The sequence below is a fragment of the Desulfoplanes formicivorans genome (assembly GCF_001748225.1).
Lineage (GTDB): Bacteria > Desulfobacterota > Desulfovibrionia > Desulfovibrionales > Desulfomicrobiaceae > Desulfoplanes > Desulfoplanes formicivorans.
The window spans coordinates 125,234-148,729 of record NZ_BDFE01000017.1; the positions used below are offsets into that span (position 1 = coordinate 125,234).

The following is a 23,496-nucleotide window of genomic DNA, read 5'->3' on the forward strand; positions in this document are numbered from 1 at the left end:
TGGAAATACATGACACCAATAGGCATCTTTACCACGGTTCGACCAAAAGGAGGTAGGTAATGGCGAAGAAAATCAAGGTGTTGATGGTTGATGATGAAGAGCGGTTCCGCTCGACAACATCCAAGATCCTGGAACGGAAAGGGTATGAGGTTTCCATGGCCGCAAGCGCAGAGGAGGCCCTTGATATCCTGAAAAGGACCACCCATGACGTTGTGGTTCTGGATATCAAGATGCCCGGACTCAGCGGCGAAGAAGCCCTTCCCAGGATCAAGGAAATCGACGCGGACATTCAGGTCATCATGCTCACGGGGCACGGGGGCATGGAGTCGGCCCAGAAATCCCTGACCAAGGGGGCCTTCGACTACCTGAACAAACCCTGCGACATTGATCTGTTGTCCGCCAGGATCAATGATGCGTACATGTCCGTGCATACGCGCATTCCCAAGGAAAAAACAGCTGCCGAGATCATGATTCCCATTGGGGAGTATACATCGGTGCAGGCCGACAGCACGGTCAGAGAAGGCATTGAAAAGCTCAAGGACGCCTATGAGGCCTTTTTATCCACGGACAAGGTCATGGAAAGCGGGCATCGGGCCATCATTGTCTTTGACGGCAACGAGGTGGTTGGCGTGCTGACCATGCAGAAATTGCTCGAAGCCATCCGTCCCGAGTATCTTTCCGCGCCCAAACCGTCCATGGCTGAATCCATGCAGTATTCAACCATGTTCTGGAGCGGTCTGTTCTCCAGCCAGGTCAAGAAACTCAAGGACAGAAAGATCCGTGACGTGATGCGGGAATGTCCTCCCGTGGTGAATGAAGAGGCCAATCTCATGGAAGTGGCCGACACCATGTACACCCAACGGCGCAGACGCGTGATGGTGGAAGATGGTCAACAGATCATCGGTGTGATCCGCGAACAGGAATTGTTCTACGAAATCTCGAAAATCATTCTGGCAGGATGACCTGACATACTTTTATCCCCATTTGCAAACCAGTAGAGGTATATATGACACAGGAAAAGAAAAAGGCCACAGGATACGACAAGTATGTGGACTGGAAGATTTTCATCATTCCGGTTGCGCTCTTTTTCATCATACTTGCCCTGCCAATACCCAACAGCATGACCAGGGTGGGTACGCAGTACACGGTGGGCCCCAAGGCCGTTGTGAATATGCTGACCCAGGAACTGTTTCAAAAAGACAGTTCGCATGTGGAACAATGGCAGCTTCTCACCGCCCAGATGATGGAGCGGAACATGCGCATGGGCGCCCTGAGCAAGGCTCGATTCATGAAACGTAATACCAAATGGTGCAAGAAGTACAAGATCCCCTGCACCAGCGTCAATTTCAAGAAAGCTCATGCATTTATCAATGATAATCTGGACGATCAGCAGTACCGGGCACTTATGGAAAAGGCCTATGATTACCGCATCAATGTCCTGGATTACAACAAACTCTCCGAAAGTGATAAGAAAGCTGCTGACAAGGGCATCTGGGCCATCAAGGTTTCCATTGCCATGATGACCTTTGTTGTTCTCTGCTTTGTCACCGAATGCATCCCCCTGCCTGCAGTGGCCTTCTGCATCGGGCTGATCCTGGTCTTTTGCAACGTGATCACCAGGAAGGAAGTGGCCATGCTCTACTGGTCCGACGCATGCTGGTTTATCATGGGTAGTTTGATGTTCGCTGCGGCCTTTGTCAAAACAGGCGTGGACAAACGCGTGTGTATGATGATGTTCAAGAAGCTGGCCGTACCCGATGCCAGATGGATCACCCTGATCTTCTTTTTGATTATCACCCCGTTGGCCGCGTTCATTTCCGACCACGCCCTGGCCGCCATGTTCCTGCCCATCGGCATGCTCCTTTATCAGAACAGCCTGACCGATGAGATCCCCGAGGACAAGGAACTGGCCAAGATGCTCATGATTGCCATTGCCATGGCCTGTAACATCGGTGGTCCCGGTGCCCCGTCTGGTGGTGCCCGAAACGTCATCATGATGACCTACCTGAACGACATGTTCGGTTTTGATATCGGGTACTTCCAGTGGTGTACTTACTGTTTTCCGTTTATCATCGTCATGATCCCCATCACCTGGTTCATGGTCAACTGGCGCTTCAAGCCACGCATCAAGTCCCTCAAGCCGGCCATGCAGCATCTTGAAAAGGAAATCGGCAAGATGGGCAAGTGGAACAAAAAGCAGATCTGGGCCGTTGTCATCTTCGTGGTCATGGTCTTTGGATGGTTTACGGAAAAGATCTTCTACAACATCGGCATCTACCCCGTGCGTCTGGGTATCGGTGTCATAGCTGTTGCCGGTGCCGTAGCCTACATCATGGCCGGAGTGGTCAACTGGCGCGATTATCAGGAAAAGGTCGATTGGGGTGTTGTCTGGTTGTACGCCGGAGCCATCATCTTCGGTCGAACCCTAGATAAAACCGGTGCCGCCTATTGGCTGGCCAAGTCGGTCATCGACTTTCTGGCCCCCTTTGGCATGGATCAGGGTCTGCCCCTCATGGCCACGGCCAACGGTCTGACCGCCATTCTGACCAACCTCATGGCCGATGGCCCTGCAGCAGCTGCTGTTGGTCCCATCACCCTGAACATGGCCGGCCTGGTGCATCCTGGCACGACTTTCCTCCCGTTCATGGCCATGAGCACGGCTGTGGCCTCATCCTTTGCCTACTGTCTGATCATTGGCACGCCTCCCAACGCCATTGTGTACGCCAGTGGATATCTGGAGCCCAAGGACTACCTGCGTGTGGGTATTCCCATGTGGTTTGTCGCCAATATCGTCATTCTCCTGTGTACCGCCCTGCTCTGGGGTATCATGGGATTTCCGGGATTGCCCGCCTACTAGCCCACATAATTTCAACCTGTCTTCCTGCGGGGGTACCCCCCGCAGGGGACAGTCCGGGAGCAGCAGGTCGAGCCCTGTCCCACTGCAAGCATAAAGCATCTGTTGATGAGGTTCATCCTCCTGATTCAGGAACACTAACCAGGGAAGGTTGTCATGAACAAGGAATCCAGAAAACAAATCGTCCACAAGGGGAGTGTCACCTATTTTACCAAGCATTTCGAGCGGACCCTCTTTTTCATCATGACCCTGCTCATGCTGGGATGGGGGCTCTGGGAAAAAGTGCAGGCCTATCTGGGCCAATAGCGTTCTTTCAACTCCTTCTTGGACCAGGGAGCAATCATGACCACAGAAACATTACCCGTACAGGAAATGGAACATCAGGGCGTGGGGAACACAAGCCCCAAGCAGACCTATTTTCAGACCATTGTTGCCCTCATCACCTCTCCGCGTCTCTTTTTTGCCCAATTGCCCCAGGATACCGGGTATAAAAATGCCCTGATCTTTCTTGCCATTTCAGGGCTTTTCTGGGCCAGTCTGCGCTATGTGTATTTTTCCGATCACTCCCTGTTTCAGGCGTTCACCCTGGGAATCAACGCCATGGGCATGCCCTTTGTCTTGGCCGGATTCACCTTCATGATCATGGGGCTGTTTTTCGGAAGACTGGCCTCCTACCGGCATGTGGCCATCATCTATGCCTATGCCACCGGCGTGACCATGATGGTCTCCTGGCTGCCGACCACGGAAATCTTTACCGAGCCCTGGAGATTCATTCTGGTGGCAGTGGGCCTGGTCAAATGGTGTTCCTTTTCATGGATGCAGGCCATCACCTCCATTGTTCTCGGGGTGATCATCCTCCTGGTCATGCTCGCCTCCATGAGCCCCGTGCTCATGTATCTGCGTCAGTTTCTGGTTTAACCGCAAGGATATCAGACGGTCATGGGAGAACGATACTACACGACACTGCGCAAGCAGATTCTAACCGGGATGATCCTTGTTCCGGTGATTCCCTTTCTGCTGATCATCGGAGTCGGGTATTATCATTTTTCCACGTCCATCAAGGAAAACACCATTGCCTCCATGGAGCGGATTGTCCGGGACCATCGGGACATGGTTGCCTCCTTTCTCAGAGAACGCCGGGCCGATCTTGCCTTTGTTCTTGCCGAACACGGATTCCAGGAGCTGCAAAACCCCGAGATACTCTCGACGGTGTTTACTCATCTGCAAAAGGAATCACCCACCTTTGTGGATTTGGGCATTTTCGATCCCCAGGGCGTCCTTGTGGCCTACGTGGGACCGTACAAATTGAGTGGCAAGGTGTACAAGGAGACAACCTGGTTCCGGGAAGTCATGAACAAGGGCTTTTTTCAAAGCGATGTTTTTCTGGGATTTCGGAACATTCCCCATTTTGTCATTGCCCTGTCCGGCAATCATGAACAACAGCCCTGGGTCATCAGGGCGACCATTGACACGTATCGGTTCAGCGAAATTGTGGAAAGCATCCGCATCGGTCGAACCGGCGAAGCCTATATCGTCAACAAATCCGGTATATTTCAGACCCAGAGAAGATCAGGCGGCAGGTTTCTGGAACATGCAGGCGAACAACTTCACTATCCCGATCGACCCAACGGAATCCGGACCTACGTCCAGAAAGACCACAGGGATATGACCTTTCTCTACGCCACCACCTGGATCATTCCCCACAAATGGCTGCTCGTGGTTCGTCAGGACAAAAATGACGCCTTTGCCGCGCTCAATAAGGCGGCATGGATGAGTCTTGTCATTGCTGTTGTCAGTGGCATGGGCATGATTTTTCTGGCCATTGTCTTGAGCAAACGCATCGAAAAACGGCTTCGCATCACGGACAAGGAAAAGGCATCCCTGCAGGACCAGCTCATTCGTGCCACCCGGCTGGCCGAGCTCGGCGAGATGGCCGCCGGATTCGCCCACGAGATCAACAACCCTTTGCAGGTCATGGAAAGCGATCATGCCTATATAGCGCTGATTCTCGAAGATATGAAACAAAAGGGGGATTTCAGGGAAGGGGAGGACAGTCAGGAACTGGAGCAGGCTCTGGGTCAGATCAAAAAGCAGATCCGTCGTTGTGCCAGGATCACCCAATCGATTCTGCGTTTTGGTCGCCAGGGCAAACCCGAATACAAAAAAATCGATCTGACCACCTTCATGCCGGAGGTGGTGTCCATGATAGCCAAAAAGGCCTCGGTCAACGGGATTGAGCTGACAAGCACGTTGCCTGAACAACCTCTGACAATCCATGCTGACCCAGGGCATATGCAGCAGGTACTGCTCAATCTTTTCAACAATGCCATTTATGCCATTGTTGAACGCCATGGCAGCGAAGGAGGGCGTCTTGGCATAACAGGCACCCGTACGGACGAAGGACTTGTGGAGATCCGAGTTCAGGACAATGGCGGGGGCATCAGCCCGGAAAATCAGAAAAAAATATTTTCCCCGTTTTTTACCACCAAACCTGTTGGCAAGGGGACCGGACTCGGTCTGTCCGTGTGTTTCGGGCTCGTGGAAAACATGGGCGGAACCATGGAAGTCAGCAGCCAGCAGGGAACAGGAACAACGTTTACCCTCAGGTTTCCCTCGCGGTAATGCCGCACACGCCTCCCTCCATAAACGGGAAACCTTCTTCATCGCCCACCAGGATACCCGGCTGTCCTGGTGGGTTTTTCATGCGCGCACCGCCAGAACATGAAAAAGGCAGGTTCTGTCCTGGCCGGCCACATACCCGTTTTCCAGATCCACAAACCAGGCCTGGGTAAACGTCCGGGTATCAGCGCTCCAAAACCATTTTCTCCCGGTATCCACAATGGTGGGCGTGCACAGATCTTCGGGATGGGCCTTGGGTTGAATCAGGGTGATCAATTCATCCACAGTGGGAAGCCGCCAGGTCTGGTGAGCACCCTGATTGAGACCATCAAGATATGTCCGGGCTTCCTCCCAGGTCAGGGGAAAAGGGGAGGGGGACTTCGACCAGGTCAAACCGGTGGCCCCATCCTTCCATCCATCCTGCCCCTGAGCCTCAAAGACATTGAGCACATGGTGCTGGGGACGGGCTAGGGCATCAACGGGAAAGACCTTGCTGGCGGCAACCGGACCCGTGCGCACTGGCACACGGCGAGGAGAGGCTGGCAGGCCTGGCCTGGGTGGGGAAAAGGATTCAGGAAGAAGACGACAGATAGCCTGCTGACTTGTTTCCCATGACTGACGAAGCTGTTCAAGAGCCTTTTTCATATCCATGGCCGATGCAAACCGCTTGTCTGGATCCGGGTGCAGACAACGGGAGAAAAAATCGTCCCAGATATTGTCCAGCATGAGGCCGTTGAGATCCCGGTCTTCGGGATGCATGGGCAGTCGCCCCGTGAGCATGCGGAAAATGACCATGCCTGCGGAATAGATGTCCGAACGATGGTCGGCCCTGGAAGGATCGGCTTCCTGTTCCGGAGAGGTGTAGTAGGGGGAACCGATTTTCAGGTTGGACGGTCCCTTGTGATGCGGTTCTCCCCGGAGCCGGGACAATCCGAAGTCAATGAGCTTGATCCGGTCCTCACCGGTAATCATCATGTTGAAGGGTTTGATGTCCCTGTGAATGATCCCGGCATAATGAAGGCGGGCCAGGGCATCGAGCATGTCCATGGCGTAATGAAAGACCCGGGAAGGGGGCAGGGGGCGACAAGGGTCTTCCACCCGATGGGTCTCTCCGATGATGGTCCCCAGATTCTGGCAGAAGTACTCCATGACCATGAACAGCCGTCCCTGGTCATCCCGCCCCGTGTCCCACACCGAGGCAATGTTCGGATGGGACAGGCGGCCCATGATCCTGGCTTCGTGGATGAACTGGCGCTCGATTTCTTCCCGGCCCATGAGGTCCTCGAGCATGTCGTTGGGATCCAGCAGCTTGAGGGCCATGATCTTGCCCAGCTCGGGCCGGAGAACCTTGTAAACCCGGCCCATGCCGCCACGACCGAGAAGTCCGATGATCTGATACTGATTGATGTATTTCATGATGAGCTGGCACAGAATAAAGGCCCTGTCGTCCAACCGTGACAAGGGCCTGATGGTTGCACCCAAACGGCCACCCTGGAATGGCCTTTACCGGCCTATTCTGAGCACTCGGCAGGCAGAACAGCAGCGGCCGACACGTTCTCCAAAGGGAGTTGATTTACCCCAAAAGCCGTTCCCCGTAATAGGCAGGAAATCCCAGGGCATTGATTTTGGCGGCTGTCCTGCGGGCATCATACGGAACAAAACAGACCTCGATGGTGGCGTTCTCCTTGTCCCAAATGACATATTTGGCACTGGGATCACCGTCTCGAGGCTGGCCCACGCTGCCGACATTGACGATACATTGTTCCCAGTCCAGGGAAAGGATCCCCTTGTGCAGGATGCGCGACTCGACACTCCCCTGATGAAGTCCTTCCAGAACAAGCTCGTGGGTATGGCCCACAAAAGAGGGGGTATGGCTCAAGCCTGCCAGGCGTTTGGCCAGGGTTTCTCCCTGAATCTGAAAGAGGTACACGAACGGTGACCTGGGGGGAAAACCGTGCACAAAAAGGGCGTCGTCCACAACCAGGCTTCTGGGCAGGGTGGCCAGAAAGGATATGGCGTCTTCTGAAAGCATCTCCCGCATGCGCAGGACATTGGCCCTGGTCTTGGGGTTGAACCAGAACAGGGAGCGGTCACTTAACACGCCCATTTCGTGGTTCCCTGCAACCGAGAGAATGGAACGCTGACGAACCCGCTGGACAACCTCCTGGGGATTGGGACCATATCCCACCAGATCACCCAGACAGATGATCCGGGAGAGACCGCGCTGGTCAATATCGGCAAGCACGGCTTCCAGGGCCTCGAGATTGGCGTGGATGTCGGAAATAACAGCAATGGCCATGAGGCATCTACTCCAGGGTCACGGGAGTTTCAAACCCCTCGGGCTTGATGGCCAATACCGAACAGTCAATCTCCTGCAGCACCTTTTCAGCGGTATTGCCGATGAAAAATCCCGCAATACCGGTTCGGCAGACCGTTCCCATGACCACCAGATCAATCTGTTCCTCCATGGCCTTGCGGGGAATCAAATCCCCGGCCTTTCCCTTGAGCAGATGGACATGGGGCGTGATCCCCCGGAAATCCTGCTCGTCCAGAACGGTTTGCAGCTGTTTCTTGTGCTCGTCACGCATCTCCACGATCAAAGAGTCCACAATATCGGAGGAAAATTCCTGCCTGGCCCGCAAGGTGCCTTCCATGGGAAGCCGCCAGCAATGGATCACGTGAAGCTCACATTGTTCGTCATGAGCAATGGACAGGGAAAGATCCAGGATGTTGCCGTTCAGACCATGTCTGGTGGCATCTTCCGTGTCCGGATCAACCGCAGCCATGATCTTGGAATAGGTGGTTCCCCGGGTAGGCTTTTCCACCCATACGGGACAGGGACATTCGCGCAACAGATGCATGGTGGTGCTGCCAAAAAGGGCGGTTCTCGGAAACCCGTGTTCTTCGGCCGTGGTCATGACCAGGTCGTGGCCTTCGCGCAGGACCTGCCTGATGATTTCCAGAAACGCTGAACCGAACAGAAACCTTCCATGGACATCAAGCCCCTCGTCACGAAGGGGATCAAGAAGCTGGTTCATGGACTTTTGAAACTCCACGGCTGCAAGCTCGCTGATATCAATGCGATAACTGGAATTGAGCCGGGCGAGAATCTTGTCCGGGATCTTGGCGAGCACCCGGACCATGGTCAGACGCCCCTTGTTTGCCCGGATGATGGACGAGGCACGGTGCAGAATCTTTTCATCGTCATTGTCCGTGAGCACCAGAAGGATATTTTTGAATCGCTTCATGACCTACTCCGTTTGCGTTGTCCCAAGATACGCGAGAAGTTCCTTTCCTGCCCGCCGGGCACCAATGATGTTCCGGGCACACGGCCCCAATCCCAGTTCGGCAAGAGGACCCGTGACAAAGATGTTGCTGCCCCAGAGAATCTTGTGCTCCAGGACCGGATAGCCACATGCTGCCGTGGGCAGACCATGATCCCGGACAAGACCATCCACCAGATCACCGCCGGGACGGGACTCCTCGAACCCCGTGGCCAGTACAAGCTGATCGCATGTGAGGGTCTTGTCCCGTCCGGTAAGTACAATGGAGCCGTCATGCATCCATGATTTGGCGATCCGGGCCTGGATGAAGTGAAGTCGGCCCTTGGCCACTTCCGTGTTCAGCTGTGCGCGGATTTCCCGGGGAACCGATCCCCGATGGCGGGCCTGCCGGATCATCTCGCGTCGTTGGGAATAGGGGGTTCGATTGAATCCGTCCAGGCATTTGGGCCCGACCCAGCAGGGATCAAAATCCAGATCATGAGGCCTGAGGGGATGGCGTGAACACAGGGTGACCCTGCCTGACAGATCACGGCTCAGGGTCAGGGCCAGCTGAACCGCGGTGATACCGCCGCCAACCACCATGGTGTGCCCCACATCGGCCAGGACTGTCCGATCAAAATGCGGGTCGAACACATGATGGACCATTGAGGTGGCATCAAACAGATTGGTGGCCCAGGAAGGCCAGCAGGGCTGATCGGAATTGCCCAGACACAGGAGAACATGTCTGGAGACAAGATCACCCGCGGTTGTCGCAACCATGAGGTGATCCTGTTCAGGTGTGATGGACGTGGCCCGTCCCGTGATCCGGATGGTATCGAGTCTGTTTGTTCTGATCACATGATCACAATGATCGTTGAACAGGGAGAGGGCAGGGCGGTAGTATTTGGGGATAAACAGGGGATCAGCCTCGCCCTTCCAGGTCTTGGAAAACTGGTACAAGGAGAGAATGGGAATATCCAGATTGTGCACCGACGGGGAACGCAGATACTGCATGCCGCAATTGGCCGTGTTCTGACGCCATCTGTGCAGGGGACGTTCAAAAGGATCAACGATCCTGATCTGGTCGTGATCCACGCCGGCTTCCTGGACAAGGACGTTGGCCATATGGTTTCCATGGATGCCTCCGCCGATGATCAGCCAATCAAGCATGCCCGTGCCTCCCTTACTCCCACAAAAATGTTTTCACGGATACGACCTCAAGCTCCCAAGCCGGGTGCTTGCCCGGGTCCAGCCCGGGAACAGATACCTTCTGGATGATCTCCTGGTCTTGTCCCGGGCCCATCCGGGTGAAAACCGTGAATTCCTGCGTGCCGAGGACGTCCTTTCCGGCGGCATTGCCAAGATCATGGTCTGATGCCGTGTCTTTATAGACAGTCAAGCGCAACTTGATTTCCCTGATCGTGCCTTCAGGGGCCTTGTTGATGAGCCGCCCCTTGAGAAAAAGCTGCAGAGTCGGATCCAGGCGAACATTTTCGATCACAACCTGTGAGGGAAGGATCCTGGATGTGGTCCGGATATCCACGTACTTGTTCCCCTCGTAAACCAGAACGCCGATGATTCCAATACTCAGGGCATAAACAAGGAAAAATTTCCTGAGCCTGGACGGATTCAGGAAAAGGGTAATCAGCAGGAGGATGACCAGGATGACGAGAAAGCGCATGGTGTTGCCTCCTTGAAGAGGATTGAAAAAAGGGTCAGGAGTGTTAGCTGCAATTCACCGAAACAAGACGGCCCCTTGCCTTGGCAGAACGATGCAGGGACAATGCACGGCCTCTTCTTCCAAGGCGCCCACGACCTTTTGGCCGCACCTAAAGCCCGAAACCGTCGATCTCGTATTTTTTCATGAATCCGACGGGATGATACGATTCCTTGGCCTTGCGCAGACCCGGATCATCCAGGTCCTGTTCCCGGTTGACAATGGCTTTCTCGCAACAGGTATGTTTGAGAAAAAGCTGATTCATGGCCTGGTAGACGCCCTTGTAGTTGGGGCAGCCCTTTTCAAAATGAATGATCATCTGATCATTGGGGGCAAGTTCGGCAATGGTGTAGGCAATCATTTTCCCGTCAGCCACAATACCGGCTCCAAGAATGTGCTGGAGACAGTCCCAGTCACGCATGATCTTGACGATGGCCCGATTTTCCTTGTCCAGCGTGGAATCGGACTCGGAATTTTTCCACAGGAACCATTCGGTCTGCAGGGTCAGGGCCTGTTCGATCTTTCTGGCATCCAGCGTCACGTACTCGTAATCATATTTCTTGATAAACTGGTTCAACAGGTTCTTTTTCTTGTGATACTTGCGCCCGGCAAGTTCAATGAGTTCGGGAATGGAATAGAGATAATCCCACTGCCCCCTGGCCTCGTCCACCGGGAGATGGGGCCAGAGACGGACAAAGGTATCCTTGAGCTCTTGGGGAACCCTGACCATGGGGGCATACTTGGCAAGAATCTCTTTGTACGCCTGCCAATCCATGGCATGCCAGTTGCCCACGGGGGCCCAGATGCAGGGGACAGGATATTGCTGCCTGATGAACACGGCATCACGCGTGAACGCCCAGGAAAGCCCATACTCCTCCTGCCAGCCCCAGAGATTGATGAAGCTGTAATCCGAGGTGATTTGAGGGCATTGGGTCAACAGCGTGAGATATGTTGATTGTTCAGTCAGGGAAATGGGTGTGAATTGCAGATTCAAAGCTTGTTCCTTAGGCAAAGGTGAAGTGACAGCACATGCAGCAAAGATGACGATACCACACAAGATCGGAACGCGAAAACAGGGACAATCATGGATCCCGTCCTGGGCAGACAATGTAACCCAATAAGATCATGAGACAGATTTGTCCATGGGCAGATCACATTCATCCATCCGGGCTTTTTGATCACCCGGGAATTCCACCCCACGCCCATGATTAAACAGACTGCCCACGTTGATGGGAAACCTAGCGGGATGTACGATACAGAGACCTGAAATCAGCGGACATGGGCTGCTGATGCGATCAGAGAAATATCATCCGACGGCTTCCAATCCGCATGAAAAAAGGGCAGGCTGGATAGCGCACCCTGCACGGATCGGGTCTTGCTTGTCCCGATTGCGGACATTATACTCGATATTCGTGTCTGGTTGACGGCAACAGCGCCTTGCCAGACCGACACGAGTATCCCTTCTCCAACGCAAACAAGGTGGTACCATGCCCTCCTCATCGACCTCATCAGATCGGACCGCGCCCCCCGCAGAAGCCCAAAAAATATCCCTGTCCATCCAGGGCATGCATTGTGCGTCCTGTTCATCGCGCATTGAGCGTGTACTGGGTTCACAAGACGGCATCTATGAGGCCAGGGTGAATCTGGCCTCGGAATCAGGCACCTTTGCCTTTGATCCGACCAGGGTAAAACTCCGGGACATCAGGCATGCCATAGAGGATCTCGGTTTCTCCAGCACGGTGGCAACAGCAGGGGCCAGCATGTACAAAGAACGCCAGGCAAAGAACCTGGCCAATCTTGCGGCCTTGCGCAGGGACCTTATCCCGGCCTTTGGCTTTGCCCTTCCGATCATTCTTTTGTCCATGGGGCACATGGTGGGCCTGCCCCTGCCCGCCTTTCTCGATCCCCTGCATGCCCCTTTCACCTTTGCCCTGGTACAGGCTCTGCTCCTTGTGCCGGTCCTCTGGGCAGGAAGACGTTTCTATACCAGCGGCATTCCGGCTTTTTTGCGTGGTGCGCCCAATATGGATTCCCTGGTGGCCATGGGAACCGGCGCTGCCGTCCTCTATTCCACCTGGAATCTGGTGGAGATCGGGATGGGCATAACACCCCAACAAAAGGCCATGGATCTGTATTTCGAATCCGCGGCCATGCTCATTGCCCTGATCTCTCTGGGCAAGTATTTCGAGGCCCGGTCCAAGCTCAAGACTTCCGAGGCCATCGGGTCCCTGATCAAGCTGACACCTGACAAGGCCATCCTTGTCAGACAGGGCCAAAACGGCGAGGAACAGGTGCTGATTCCCACCCAGGAAATCGAGCCCGGTGACGTGCTGCTGGTCAAGCCGGGAGAACGCATCCCGGCGGATGCCGATGTGATTGCGGGCGAATCGAGCGTGGACGAATCCATGCTCACGGGCGAATCCTTGCCTGTTGCCAAACGCCCTGGAGACAAAGTTGTCGGGGGAACCGTCAACGCAACCGGTTCCTTGACCATCAGGGCTACCCGGGTGGGGCAGGATTCCATGCTCGCCCGCATCATCCGCCTGGTTCAGGAGGCCCAGGGCTCCAAGGCACCCATTGCCAATCTGGCCGACCGGATCAGTCTTTATTTCGTGCCCGCAGTCATGGTTGTGGCCCTGGTGGCCGGAGTCTCCTGGTTGACCATCGGCGGGGAGAGCCTTTCCTTCAGTCTGCGCATTTTTGTGGCGGTCATGGTTATTGCCTGTCCCTGCGCCATGGGACTGGCCACCCCCATTTCCATCATGGTGGCCACCGGCCGGGGAGCGCGGCTCGGGGTGCTTGTCAAAAGCGGTGGGGCCCTGCAGATGGCGGAACGCATCAGGACCATTGTCTTTGACAAGACAGGCACCCTCACCGTGGGTAAACCCAGTGTGACAGATATTCTGGTCGTGGACGACCAGGGCGATGAGGAAGAGATCCTGGGGCTGGCTGCCTCGGTGGAAGGCTCGTCCGAACATCCCCTGGCCCAGGCCGTGGTGGAAGCAGCCAGATCCCGGGGGATCGCCACCCATGGGGTGGAATCCTTTGAGGCTCTGCCCGGCAAAGGTGTCCGGGCTCGTGTTCAGGGCCGCGAGATCCACATAGGCCATGTCGCCTACATGAAGTCCCTTGATCTTGCGGGTATGGAAAAAGCGGGCGGACGCATCAGGAAAATGGCCGAGCAGGGCAAAACCCCGGTCCTGATGGCCATGGACGGCCGATTGCGGGGAATCATCGCCATTGCCGACAGGATCAGGCCCGAAACCCCCGAGGTGGTGGCCGCATTGAACCGCAGGGGTATTGAAGTGATCATGCTCACCGGAGACAACAAGACCACGGCCCAAGCCATTGCCCGACAAGCCGGCATCAGCCAGGTGATCGCCGAGGTCCTGCCGGACAGCAAGGTGGCGGCCATCCGGGAACTCAAGCAACAGGGAAAGAGAGTGGCCATGGTGGGAGACGGCATCAATGACGCGCCTGCCCTGGCCGGAGCGGATCTGGGCATGGCCATGGGATCGGGTATCGACGTGGCCATTGAATCCGGGGATATCGTCCTCATGCGCCAGGGACTTTTCGGCGTACTCACGGCCCTGGAGCTCAGTCGGGCAACCATGCGCAACATCAGGCAGAATCTTTTCTGGGCCTTTGCCTACAATGTTATTGGCATCCCCTTTGCCGCCGGGATCTTCCACGTATTTGGCGGCCCAACCCTGAACCCCATGATTGCGGGGGCCGCCATGGCCATGAGTTCGGTTTCCGTGGTCGGCAACGGTCTGCGACTGCGCTGGTTCACTCCCCAAAAGACGCGAAATGCCGTTGCTGCGCCCTGATAGAGTATAACCATGATCATGAATCCGCAATCCGCTATCCATCCCCCAAGCCCATCCTGGGTGCGACTCGGGAGACCAACCCCCAGGCTCCGGTTTGCTGCCATGTTGGTTATCAAGGTGCGGTGCACCCATGCGGGAATCTCTCCCCATGCCTTGCAAAAGGTAGTGCAGGGGTGACAGAGGAGATGGAACATGTTTGAACGAGACATTCTGGCCCTGTTTGCCTGGCTGGTCACCCTTGTGGAAATCCTGGGCATTGTCACAGCCGCCCACGCTGTCATGCGGACGCGTACTTCCCAGGGGGCCATCGCCTGGGCCATTTCCCTGGTTACCTTTCCCTGGGTGAGTCTGCCCCTGTATGCTGTTTTCGGACGCAACAAGTTCAACGGATACGTGCGTCTTCGTACCTCCAGGGACAGAGCCGTCCATCATATGCGCGAACAACTGGCCACCCAGGCCCGCAGCGAAGGATACATTGACGAGGGGCTTGGCCAACAATGGAAGACCCTGGTCCGCTTGTCGGATATGCCGGTCATGCGACACAACAAGTGCGAGCTCCTGATCAACGGAGAAATGACCTTTGGGGCCATGTTCACGGCCATGGAACAGGCAACAGACTATATTCTTGTCCAGTTTTTCATCATCAAGGACGATGAACTGGGGCGCCAGTTGGCAGATATTCTCATGGCCAAGGCCCGACAGAACATCCGGGTCTGCCTGCTGTACGACGAAATCGGCAGTCAGGGACTGAGTTCTGCCTATATCAACAAGCTGCACCAGGCAGGGGTGATTGTCGCCCCCTTTCACACAACCAAGGGAAAGGCCAACCGGTTTCAGATCAATTTTCGCAACCATCGCAAGATCGTGATTGTAGATGGCCGGCTCGCCTTTGTGGGCGGGCACAATGTGGGTGACGAATATGTATCCCGTCACTGCACCTTTGGCTCGTGGCGGGATACCCATGTTCGGGTTGCAGGGCCTGTTGTCCAGGCGATCCAGTTTTCCTTTGTGGAGGACTGGTACTGGGCACGTGGTGAAATCCCCCAGGAACTGTCCTGGGAAATGACCAGGGCCGAATCCGGCAATGAACAGACCCTGTGTATCGCCTCGGGTCCGGCCGATGATGTGGATACCTGCGGACTCTTTTTTGTGGAAGCCATCAACCGGGCCCGCAAACGCATATGGATCGCCAGCCCCTATTTCGTGCCGGACCAGCGGGTACTGGCCGCCCTCAAGCTGGCCGCATTGCGGGGCGTGGACATACGCATCCTGTTGCCCCAGAAGCCGGATCATCTGGCCGTGTATCTGGCCTCCTTTGCCCGGTATGAAGAAATCATTCCCCTTGGCATCAAACTGTACAGGTATCAGGAAGGGTTCATGCACCAGAAGGTGGTTTTGGTGGATGACGCGTTTGCTGCCGTGGGCACGGCCAATATGGACAACCGCTCGTTCCGGCTCAATTTCGAGATCATGCTCCTCAATTTCAGCCGACCGTTCATCAATCAGATCGAAACCATGCTCAGGCAGGATCTGACACGGTGCAGACAGGTTGATATGAATGATTATCAGAGCCGTTCTTTCCTGTTCAGGTTTGCGGTCCGTGTGGCTGCCCTGATGTCCCCCATTTTGTAGAAACATTCCCCTGCTGTCCCAGGGACATGGCCCCCCATGTCTTCCCTCATCCATCCCGTTTGTGCGCACCCCGTCAGAGGGCCGTACATGCTGGCTGCATCTGAAAATACTTGCCGGAACTCCTGGGATACGGTTATGGTCTCATAACCGTATCGTACATGCATGGGCCCTGAACCAGCATCAGACCTGCGCTCACCCATGCAAACGCAATGGAGGAGATGGTATGGACAAACAGTGCTGGCCTTTGTTTATCATGAAGGCATTGATGCTTCCGGTGCTGCTCTGGTGGAGTTGTGCCGGGACCATCTGGGCGGCCAACGAACCCGACGCTCCGGGACGCACCCTGGCCAAGCAGATGATCCGGGAGGATCATGAACTCTGGATCACAGCGGATCATTCCAAATTCAAGCAACTCCAACAGCCTTTTGCATCAGGTCCCCAAGTGACCCGGGCCTGTCTGGGGTGTCACACCGAAGCCGCGGTCCAATTCCACAAGACCATCCACTGGACCTGGAAAGATCCCAGTGACGCCAGCGGCAAGATCGGCAAGGCGGGCATCACCCTGAACAACTTCTGAATCAACATCAACAGCAACGAGGCTCGTTGCACCTCCTGCCACGCAGGATACGGATGGAAGGACAAAACCTTTGATTTCAGCGATCCCACCCTTGTGGATTGCCTTGTGTGTCATGAGCAGACAGGAACGTACAAAAAATTTCCTTCGGGAGCGGGCCATCCCGCCTCGACGCCCAAACAATTCGGCAAGCAGACCTTCTATCCTCCGGACTGGAACAAGGTCGCCCAGTCCGTGGCTCGTCCGTCCCGGAACAATTGCGGGGTCTGTCATTTTTATGGTGGCGGGGGAGACGGCGTCAAACACGGGGATCTGGATTCATCACTGATAAAACCCAACAAGAAACTCGACGTGCACATGGGCCTGGACGGGCAGAATTTCACCTGCACCCGGTGCCATTCCACCAGGCTGCACAATATTGCCGGACGGGTCTATTCCACCCCGGCGGCCACGCATCGCAAAAGTCTGCTTGAAGATGACCTGAGTGCCAAGATCATGTGCGAATCCTGCCACAGTGCCACGCCCCACAAACAGGGGACCAAGCCCAACGACCATACGGACAAGGTGGCCTGTCAGGCCTGCCATATTCCGACCTTTGCCCGGGTCAATCCCACCAAGATGGTCTGGGACTGGACCACAGCGGGTCAGAAAAAGGATGGCAAGCCGTATACGGTCAAAGGGCCTTACGGCAAGAATGTCTACGATACCAAAAAGGGAACCTTTGTCTGGGAAAAGAACGTGGTGCCCGAGTACCACTGGTACAACGGGGCCATGCATATAGTAAGTGCTGAAGAAACCATTGATCCTTCCGGAACTGTCAGGCTGACCTGGCCCGTGGGGGACCGGAACATGGACAATGCGCGCATCTTTCCCTTCAAGGTCCATCAGGGCAAGACACCCTATGACAAGATCAACAACACGTTGGTCATTCCCAAGCTGTTCGGGGCCAAGGGAACCGGGGCCTACTGGCAGGAATACGACTGGCAAAAGGCCATCACCGCGGGCATGGCCTATACGGGACTGCCCTTCAGCGGAGAGTACGGGTTTCTGGACAGCGTGTATGCCTTTCCCATCAGTCACATGGTCGCTCCCAAAACAGACAGTGTGCCCTGTGGTGAATGCCATGCCCGGAAGGGACGTCTGGCCAATCTGACCGGATTCTACATGCCCGGTCGTGACCGGATCACCGCCCTGGACATGGGCGGATGGACACTGGTGGTGGCATCCATCATGGGTGTGATCATCCACGCCCTGGCCCGGATGTTTTCGTTCCGGCTGCGGAACAAGGAGGACTGAATGACGAGAAAACCCATGAAAAAAATATATCTGTACACCCGGTTCGAACGTTTCTGGCACTGGGTGCAGGCCCTTTTCATCTTCATGCTCCTGCTGACCGGTTTCGAAATCCATGGGACCTTTGGTCTTATGGGCTTTGCCAAGGCGGTCTCCCTGCACAACCTCCTGGGCATCACCTGGATCATCCTGTTCATTTTCTTCATCTTCTGGTTGTTCACCACCGGAGAATGGAGGCAATACGTTCCAACCACCAAAAAGCTCTTCGAGGTCATCCGGTACTACTCCTCGGGGATATTCAAGGGACAGCCTCATCCGGTCAGAAAAACCAGAGGAGCCAAGCACAATCCCTTGCAACGGCTGACCTATCTGGGACTCACCGCGGTCTTGCTCAGCCTGCAGATGCTCACGGGCTTTTTGTACTATACGTACAATGACTGGAAAGCCTGGGGAATCGACGGGTTCCTGGATCTGGGAGTGCTTGCGGCCATCCATGTTTTGTGCGGATTTGCCATTCTGGCCTTTGTCATTGTCCACATCTACATGACCACCACCGGGCACACCCTGACCGCCCATATTGCGGCCATGTTCAGCGGGTGGGAAGAAGTCGAGGAGGGTGAAGTCGAAAGCTGGGAGGTGCATGAGAGAACATAGGCGCCAGCCGTGCAGAAACCTGGCTGACTGCAGAACGCTTTTCTGGTGTCATTGAGCTAAACCCAAAAGGTCCCTTGCCGGCAACCCGGCAAGGGACCTTTTCACATGGTCATGCACCGGCACAAAGGAGTCATGGTGCCACCAGGGAATCGATTACGTGGTCTTTTCCCGGGGAGACGCGCCAGCAGGCACCGTCTTGTGGGATGGCTTGGCCGGATCAACGACCCATGTTTCCTGCTCGCATGCCTCCATGAGCTGCTCTGCCGTGTTTGTGGACAGACGAAAATACTCGGGTCTGTCGGAATGGGTCATCACGTATGTTTTCTGTTCCGGAAGATGGAACAGGCGATACATTCTGTTTTGACCATGTGCCCCCTCAATTTCAAACTGCACAACAGGCTTTTCCAGGGCATCCTCCTGTCCGGAGGACGTATCAAAGACCTCATCAAAACGGATGGACGCAAGCCATGTGATCAGTTTGTCCACGGATGTGGCATTGACCTCCTGCCCATCTTCATCGCCTTCAAGATGCCATACGGTCACTGTAGAAGCATTGGTGGCATTGACGGCAGCAGATTGCCCGCTCATGGTTTTGGATTCTTTTCTCACATGCACCTCGCCCAGACGCACACCTGCTATTTCCTTTTCAGGAAACTGCAGGACGGTTTTGTCCTCCCATTGGGACGGGCGAAGGGGCACATCATATGATGCCATGTGCACGGCATAGATGGCATCTTCATCATCAACCCTGGCATGAACCTGACGCAGACCAGGAGATGTTCCCAGATACACGACTACTCGGGGCTTACCCTCTGATGCCAGGGAGATGCGTTTTTCAAAGGATGTTTCAGCCACCTTGAATCGGGCTCGTGCCTCCCGAGTGGTTGCAACCGGGGTCCCGGTTTGCAGGCCCAGGAGGCGATCCAGCATGGCGTTGACGCGATGGGTATCAGCCGGAAAATCACCACGCTGGGCAAGGACCCACGCACCGTTCTTGCGGGCCAGAACGATCTTTTCCTTGTCCGGCCCTTCCAGGGTGATGGTGTCTATGGTGTCCCTCAAGACCCCCTGAACAAGCCTTGCCTGTGTCGGGGTGGTTGATCTCCAATCGGATAACCCCAAACCAAGGGCCAGCAGGATCTGCACACCAAGCAATACGGCCAGGAGTTTGATCTTCGTGTTCATGAAATTATACCTCCGCAAGAACCTGTTCATACCGTTTGCCATCGCTTGCCGTCACCCACCGGCGCCACAACCAGATGAGCAGGAGTTCAAACAGGGCAAAGCAATAGTTGCCAAGTTCCCACATCCGCTGCCCTCCCTGGGGCAGGGGGTAGAGGGTGCGGGCCAGCTGGGTTCGACCCCGCAAGGCCAAAAGGCCGCGATCCTCAAGGGACCAGTCCACGGCATTCTGGATGAAATCCAAGGGCTTGGTATAGTGGGTGCCCAATCCCTGGGAAATGAGATCAATGCTGGTATCCGAAGCAAAGGCATTGCTTGCAATGAGTACCAAACGCGAAGTCCCGGGCGAATGGTCGATGATGCTTGTGATGCGTGGCCGGCTCTCTTCATCCTCTTGGGTACCCTTTTGGTCACCCTTGGGGTTTTCCTCCTGGGCTTCTGCCTCGGTGGTTGCCAGAAGGGGGGATTTTTTGCCCTTGAAAAAGGAATCCAAACGCCCCTGGATGGCCACAGCCAGTACATGGGAGCTTGGGGTGCCGGTCACGGCAAATCCGGTTTGAGGATATAAGCGATAATTGGGCATGACATCCAGATCATCACTGGTCCAGCTTTCCGGTGAACTGTGGAGAAGTTCTATTACATGGCGATCCTTGTTCTTTTCCTTGTCCACCGTGATGGGAGAAGCCCAATTGAGGGTGAGCTGACCCAGAGACGAGGTGATGGGATTGTCCCCCAGCTGTTCGGTCCCCCGCAAATCAGGAAAGTGGGGATAGGGCAGCATCCGTATTTCGCGAAGGGTCAGGCCGCCCACATACCGCTCCACCGGAACAGGCAGGGCCGCATTGTACCGGTCCAGGACCATGCTTTTATCCATGGACAGACCGTAATGGGCAAGAAGATCCTCCAGTCCGGCTTCATGGGGCTGGGCAAGGATGGTATTGCTGATCCGCACATCAAACGGCGACGTGGCCATGATCACACTGCCTCCCTGCATGAGAAACTGATCAATGGCAAAAACCTGCCTGTCATCCAGATTGCTGGGGGCCAGCACCAGCAGCAGGTCCGCGTCATCAGGGACCATACCCTCCTTGAGATCGGTTTCCTTTAAGCGGGCATTTTCGGCCAGGACCTTTTCCAGATCCGTGTACCGGCGGGCATGGGGTCCATAAGGGGCCGGTTTGACAAGGGCAATGGTCTTGAGGACGCCCGGGGTCAGACGTTGCAATGCTGCCTTCAGGGACCTTTCAAGGCCTGCCTTGTCCAGGGTTTCGGGCAGGGGAACAGGCACGGTTTCATGGTTTCCTTCAAGGATCAGGGAAAACCAGAACGGCTGGGGGTTGAACAGGTTGGCGATGTGCGGGCCAATGCCGTAGCGTTGGCGCAAGGATGCCGCCTGGTCGCTGTTGCCGCTGTCGGGATCTTCCACCTGGACGATCAGTTTCCCGTTGGCCTGGGTACGGTATTCCTCAACAAGCTCATGCAGATCGTTCCGCAGTGCGCGCAATGTTTCGGGTAGTCGTTTGTCCGGAGAGATGAATGCCTTCAGGGTCACGGGATCCTGCATGTTTTCAAAGGGATTGCCCCCGGCCTGCCACGCTCCGGCAACCTTCCTTATGGCCCGGGTGATGGCGTATTCCGGATTTTTCAGGACAACGTCCACATCCTCTTCCCCGCGAAACTTGACCTCGATGAGGTCCTGGAACCCGAGCTTTTCATACTGATCGCCATAGGCAATGACCACGTCAAAATAGGAATTGACCACTGCGGCCTGGTATCTGTCTGCCGTTTGAAAGGGAGTGGGGCGAACACCAAACCGGGATGCGGCTTCTTCTTCGGCGTTCTTGTCGCGCGTGGGGTCGATCATTTCCACCCGGACCTTGCCGTTTCCGGCAATGGCATATTCCTCCATCAAATCCTTGAGGCGAGGAACCAGGGGAGCCAGTAACGGATGCGTTCTGTCGGAAAAATACCCGCGAATCAAAAGGGGTTCACGAAGCAGGCTTAATTGATGATTGGTGGCCTGGGAAAGGGAATAGATGTTGCCCTGGGTCATGTCCACGCGGGCGGCACTGACAGGTTGCAGCCAGAAGTTGGCTGCCACGAAATTGGCCATGGCCAGACCCACCATCCACCCCCAAACAAGGTGTCTTTTGGTGAGGGGATTGCCTGCCCAGCGCAATCTTTCTAGGGAAAAAAGATTAAGGCAGAGGAAAACACCGGCAATGGAAACATAATAGTAGAGATCCCGCAGATCAAGAACACCGCGGGTAATGGAATCAAATCGTGATCCCGTACCAATGAGGGCAAGCCATTTTCCCATGTCATACCCGAAAAGGCGGGTCAGGGTTGAGGAACCCAGAAGATACAACACCCCGCAGACCACAGACGTGAGCATCAGGGCGACAATGGGATTATCGGTCCGGGCACTCATGTAGAGACCAATGGCCACATAGGCCCCTGCAAGAAAAAGAGTGGCCACATAGCCGCCCAGCACCGGTCCCCAGTCCAGCGGTCCAAGAACAAAGGCCGTCAGGGGAAGGGGCAAAGTGAGCACCAGGGCCAGGACAATGAGTCCCATGACCGCACAAAATTTGCCAAGGACAATGCCCAGGGGGTTGACGGGAGCGGTCAGCAGGTTTTCCAGGGTGCCTCCCCGGTGTTCCTCGGCCCAGGTGCGCATGGTCAAAGCGGCCACAAGAAAAATCAAAAGAATGGGCATCCACTGGAACAGGGGACGCACATCAGCGATGTTGCGGGCAAAATAGGTTTCAACCCAGAAAAAAATGAACAAATTGGTGGCCAGAAACCCTCCCAGGAACAGGTAGGCAGCAGGGGATGCGAAAAAACTTCGAAATTCCTTGCGGGCAACACAAGGGACAACGGCAAGGGTGTTACGCATGGGCCACCTCCTCATTGACCTGGGCAAAAACCGTTTCAAGATTCTGATGTTCCGGTTGCAATTGGTGCAAGGCAAATCCAGCCTGCATCAGGGTATGGGCAATGCGGGGAGCCGTTGCTGGTTCTGCTGCCACCCGATACCGCCACAGTCCGTTTTCACTTCCAAGTTCCGTGCTGGTGGCCACCCCTTCAATGCCGGAAAGGATGTTGCCGGCATCGCCGTCGACCGCCACAATCAGCGCATGGCTCTGCTGCAGGGTGTCCAGGTCCGCATCCACCACAAGCCGGCCGCTGCGCACAATCAGAACCCGTTCACACACGGCCTGGACCTCCTGGAGGATATGCGTTGAAACCAACACTGTGGCTGTTTCGGCAAGTTCGGTGATCAGGTTGCGCATGTGGAAAATCTGGGTGGGGTCAAGGCCATTGGTAGGCTCATCAAGAATGACAATGTCGGGATCGTGAAGAATGGCCTGGGCCACGCCCACCCGTTGTCTGTAGCCGCGGGACAGGGTGTGAATGGGTGCTGTTGCCTTGGCCTTCAGTGCCGTGCGACGGATTGCCCTGGCAACGGCATCCTGACGCAGATGAGGGGAAACCCCATGCAACCCTGCCTGGTACATCAGGTAATCAATGACCGTCATTTCAGGCCAGAGAGGGCAGTTTTCAGGCAGATAGCCTATGCGGGACTGAATGGCGGCCGTGTCGGTGTCAATGCCAAGGCCGTCTATGACGATACTGCCCTGGGTGGGTTCGAGAAATCCCGTGATCATTTTCATGATGGTTGTCTTGCCTGCTCCATTATGACCGAGCAGACCCACCACCTCGCCTTTCCCAATGGAAAAACTGACATCGTTTACCGCGATGAACTCGCCGTAACGCCGGGTCAGATGCTCAACATGAATCATCATCAATGTATTTCCTCAAGACAAATGGGGGTTGCAAAGGGAAACATTTCAAAAAGGGAAAAAGCATGCAGG

The 23,496-nt window shown here is 55.3% G+C and carries 18 protein-coding genes; 9 read left to right on the top strand and 9 right to left on the bottom strand.

Annotation, left to right across the window (positions count from 1 at the left end; translation table 11 throughout):
* Positions 1–59: 59 nt before the first annotated feature.
* The 5 genes from DPF_RS09815 (at position 60) to DPF_RS09830 (ending at position 5,476) form a co-directional block, all read left to right on the top strand.
* A complete protein-coding gene (locus tag DPF_RS09815) occupies positions 60–962 on the top strand; it encodes a CBS domain-containing protein (protein ID WP_069859499.1) in 903 nt (300 codons plus the stop codon).
* Positions 963–1,006: 44 nt separating this feature from the next.
* Entirely contained in the window at positions 1,007–2,857 is a 1,851-nt protein-coding gene (locus DPF_RS09820; RefSeq protein WP_069859500.1) for an SLC13 family permease, read from the top strand.
* Positions 2,858–3,010: 153 nt separating this feature from the next.
* Entirely contained in the window at positions 3,011–3,160 is a 150-nt protein-coding gene (locus DPF_RS14100) for a hypothetical protein (protein ID WP_176724229.1), read from the top strand.
* A gap of 36 nt (positions 3,161–3,196) precedes the next feature.
* On the top strand, positions 3,197–3,772 hold the full coding sequence (locus DPF_RS09825) for a YIP1 family protein (RefSeq protein ID WP_069859501.1): 576 nt from the start codon (positions 3,197–3,199) through the stop codon (positions 3,770–3,772).
* A 21-nt stretch (positions 3,773–3,793) separates the two neighbouring features.
* Positions 3,794–5,476: a sensor histidine kinase gene (locus tag DPF_RS09830; protein ID WP_069859502.1), complete on the top strand. Its 1,683-nt coding sequence runs from the start codon at positions 3,794–3,796 to the stop codon at positions 5,474–5,476.
* A 78-nt stretch (positions 5,477–5,554) separates the two neighbouring features.
* On the opposite strand, the gene DPF_RS09835 is transcribed toward DPF_RS09830, so the two are convergent.
* The 6 genes from DPF_RS09835 to DPF_RS09860 form a co-directional block, all read right to left on the bottom strand.
* Positions 5,555–6,889 (bottom strand): protein kinase domain-containing protein, encoded by a 1,335-nt coding sequence (locus DPF_RS09835; RefSeq protein WP_069859783.1) that lies wholly within the window; start codon positions 6,887–6,889, stop codon positions 5,555–5,557.
* A 157-nt stretch (positions 6,890–7,046) separates the two neighbouring features.
* The gene (locus DPF_RS09840) at positions 7,047–7,772 is read right to left on the bottom strand and encodes a metallophosphoesterase family protein (protein WP_069859503.1); all 726 of its coding nucleotides are present in this window, start codon (positions 7,770–7,772) and stop codon (positions 7,047–7,049) included.
* Positions 7,773–7,779: 7 nt separating this feature from the next.
* Positions 7,780–8,721, bottom strand: coding sequence for a universal stress protein (locus DPF_RS09845; RefSeq protein ID WP_069859504.1), 942 nt, complete (start codon positions 8,719–8,721; stop codon positions 7,780–7,782).
* Between the two features lie 3 nt (positions 8,722–8,724).
* Positions 8,725–9,906, bottom strand: a complete 1,182-nt coding sequence (locus DPF_RS09850; protein WP_069859505.1) for an NAD(P)/FAD-dependent oxidoreductase — start codon at positions 9,904–9,906, stop codon at positions 8,725–8,727.
* A gap of 13 nt (positions 9,907–9,919) precedes the next feature.
* Positions 9,920–10,417, bottom strand: coding sequence for a hypothetical protein (locus DPF_RS09855; RefSeq protein ID WP_069859506.1), 498 nt, complete (start codon positions 10,415–10,417; stop codon positions 9,920–9,922).
* Between the two features lie 148 nt (positions 10,418–10,565).
* Positions 10,566–11,447, bottom strand: coding sequence for a DUF2156 domain-containing protein (locus DPF_RS09860; protein WP_069859507.1), 882 nt, complete (start codon positions 11,445–11,447; stop codon positions 10,566–10,568).
* A gap of 493 nt (positions 11,448–11,940) precedes the next feature.
* On the opposite strand from DPF_RS09860, the gene DPF_RS09865 reads away from it, so the two are divergent.
* The 4 genes from DPF_RS09865 to DPF_RS09880 all read left to right on the top strand — a co-directional run bounded on the left by DPF_RS09865 (position 11,941) and on the right by DPF_RS09880 (position 18,436).
* A complete protein-coding gene (locus DPF_RS09865) occupies positions 11,941–14,283 on the top strand; it encodes a heavy metal translocating P-type ATPase (RefSeq protein WP_069859508.1) in 2,343 nt (780 codons plus the stop codon).
* A 192-nt stretch (positions 14,284–14,475) separates the two neighbouring features.
* Positions 14,476–15,915, top strand: coding sequence for a cardiolipin synthase (cls, locus tag DPF_RS09870; RefSeq protein WP_083254626.1), 1,440 nt, complete (start codon positions 14,476–14,478; stop codon positions 15,913–15,915).
* Positions 15,916–16,168: 253 nt separating this feature from the next.
* Positions 16,169–17,785 carry a tetrathionate reductase family octaheme c-type cytochrome gene (locus tag DPF_RS09875; protein WP_176724253.1) on the top strand — a complete coding sequence of 539 codons (1,617 nt, stop codon included), beginning with the start codon at positions 16,169–16,171 and terminating at the stop codon, positions 17,783–17,785.
* 15 nt (positions 17,786–17,800) lie between these two features.
* Complete coding sequence (locus tag DPF_RS09880; protein ID WP_439951203.1) at positions 17,801–18,436, top strand: cytochrome b/b6 domain-containing protein; 636 nt, start codon at positions 17,801–17,803, stop codon at positions 18,434–18,436.
* Between the two features lie 153 nt (positions 18,437–18,589).
* On the opposite strand, the gene DPF_RS09885 is transcribed toward DPF_RS09880, so the two are convergent.
* Genes DPF_RS09885 through DPF_RS09895 form a run of 3 tightly spaced genes read right to left on the bottom strand, consistent with a single transcriptional unit; the run spans position 18,590 to position 23,427 of the window.
* Positions 18,590–19,621 (bottom strand): DUF4340 domain-containing protein, encoded by a 1,032-nt coding sequence (locus DPF_RS09885; RefSeq protein WP_069859510.1) that lies wholly within the window; start codon positions 19,619–19,621, stop codon positions 18,590–18,592.
* A 4-nt stretch (positions 19,622–19,625) separates the two neighbouring features.
* Complete coding sequence (locus DPF_RS09890; RefSeq protein ID WP_069859511.1) at positions 19,626–22,517, bottom strand: Gldg family protein; 2,892 nt, start codon at positions 22,515–22,517, stop codon at positions 19,626–19,628.
* The gene (locus DPF_RS09895; RefSeq protein ID WP_231702168.1) at positions 22,510–23,427 is read right to left on the bottom strand and encodes an ABC transporter ATP-binding protein; all 918 of its coding nucleotides are present in this window, start codon (positions 23,425–23,427) and stop codon (positions 22,510–22,512) included. Before DPF_RS09895 ends, DPF_RS09890 begins: the two co-directional genes overlap by 8 nt.
* Positions 23,428–23,496 lie beyond the last annotated feature (69 nt).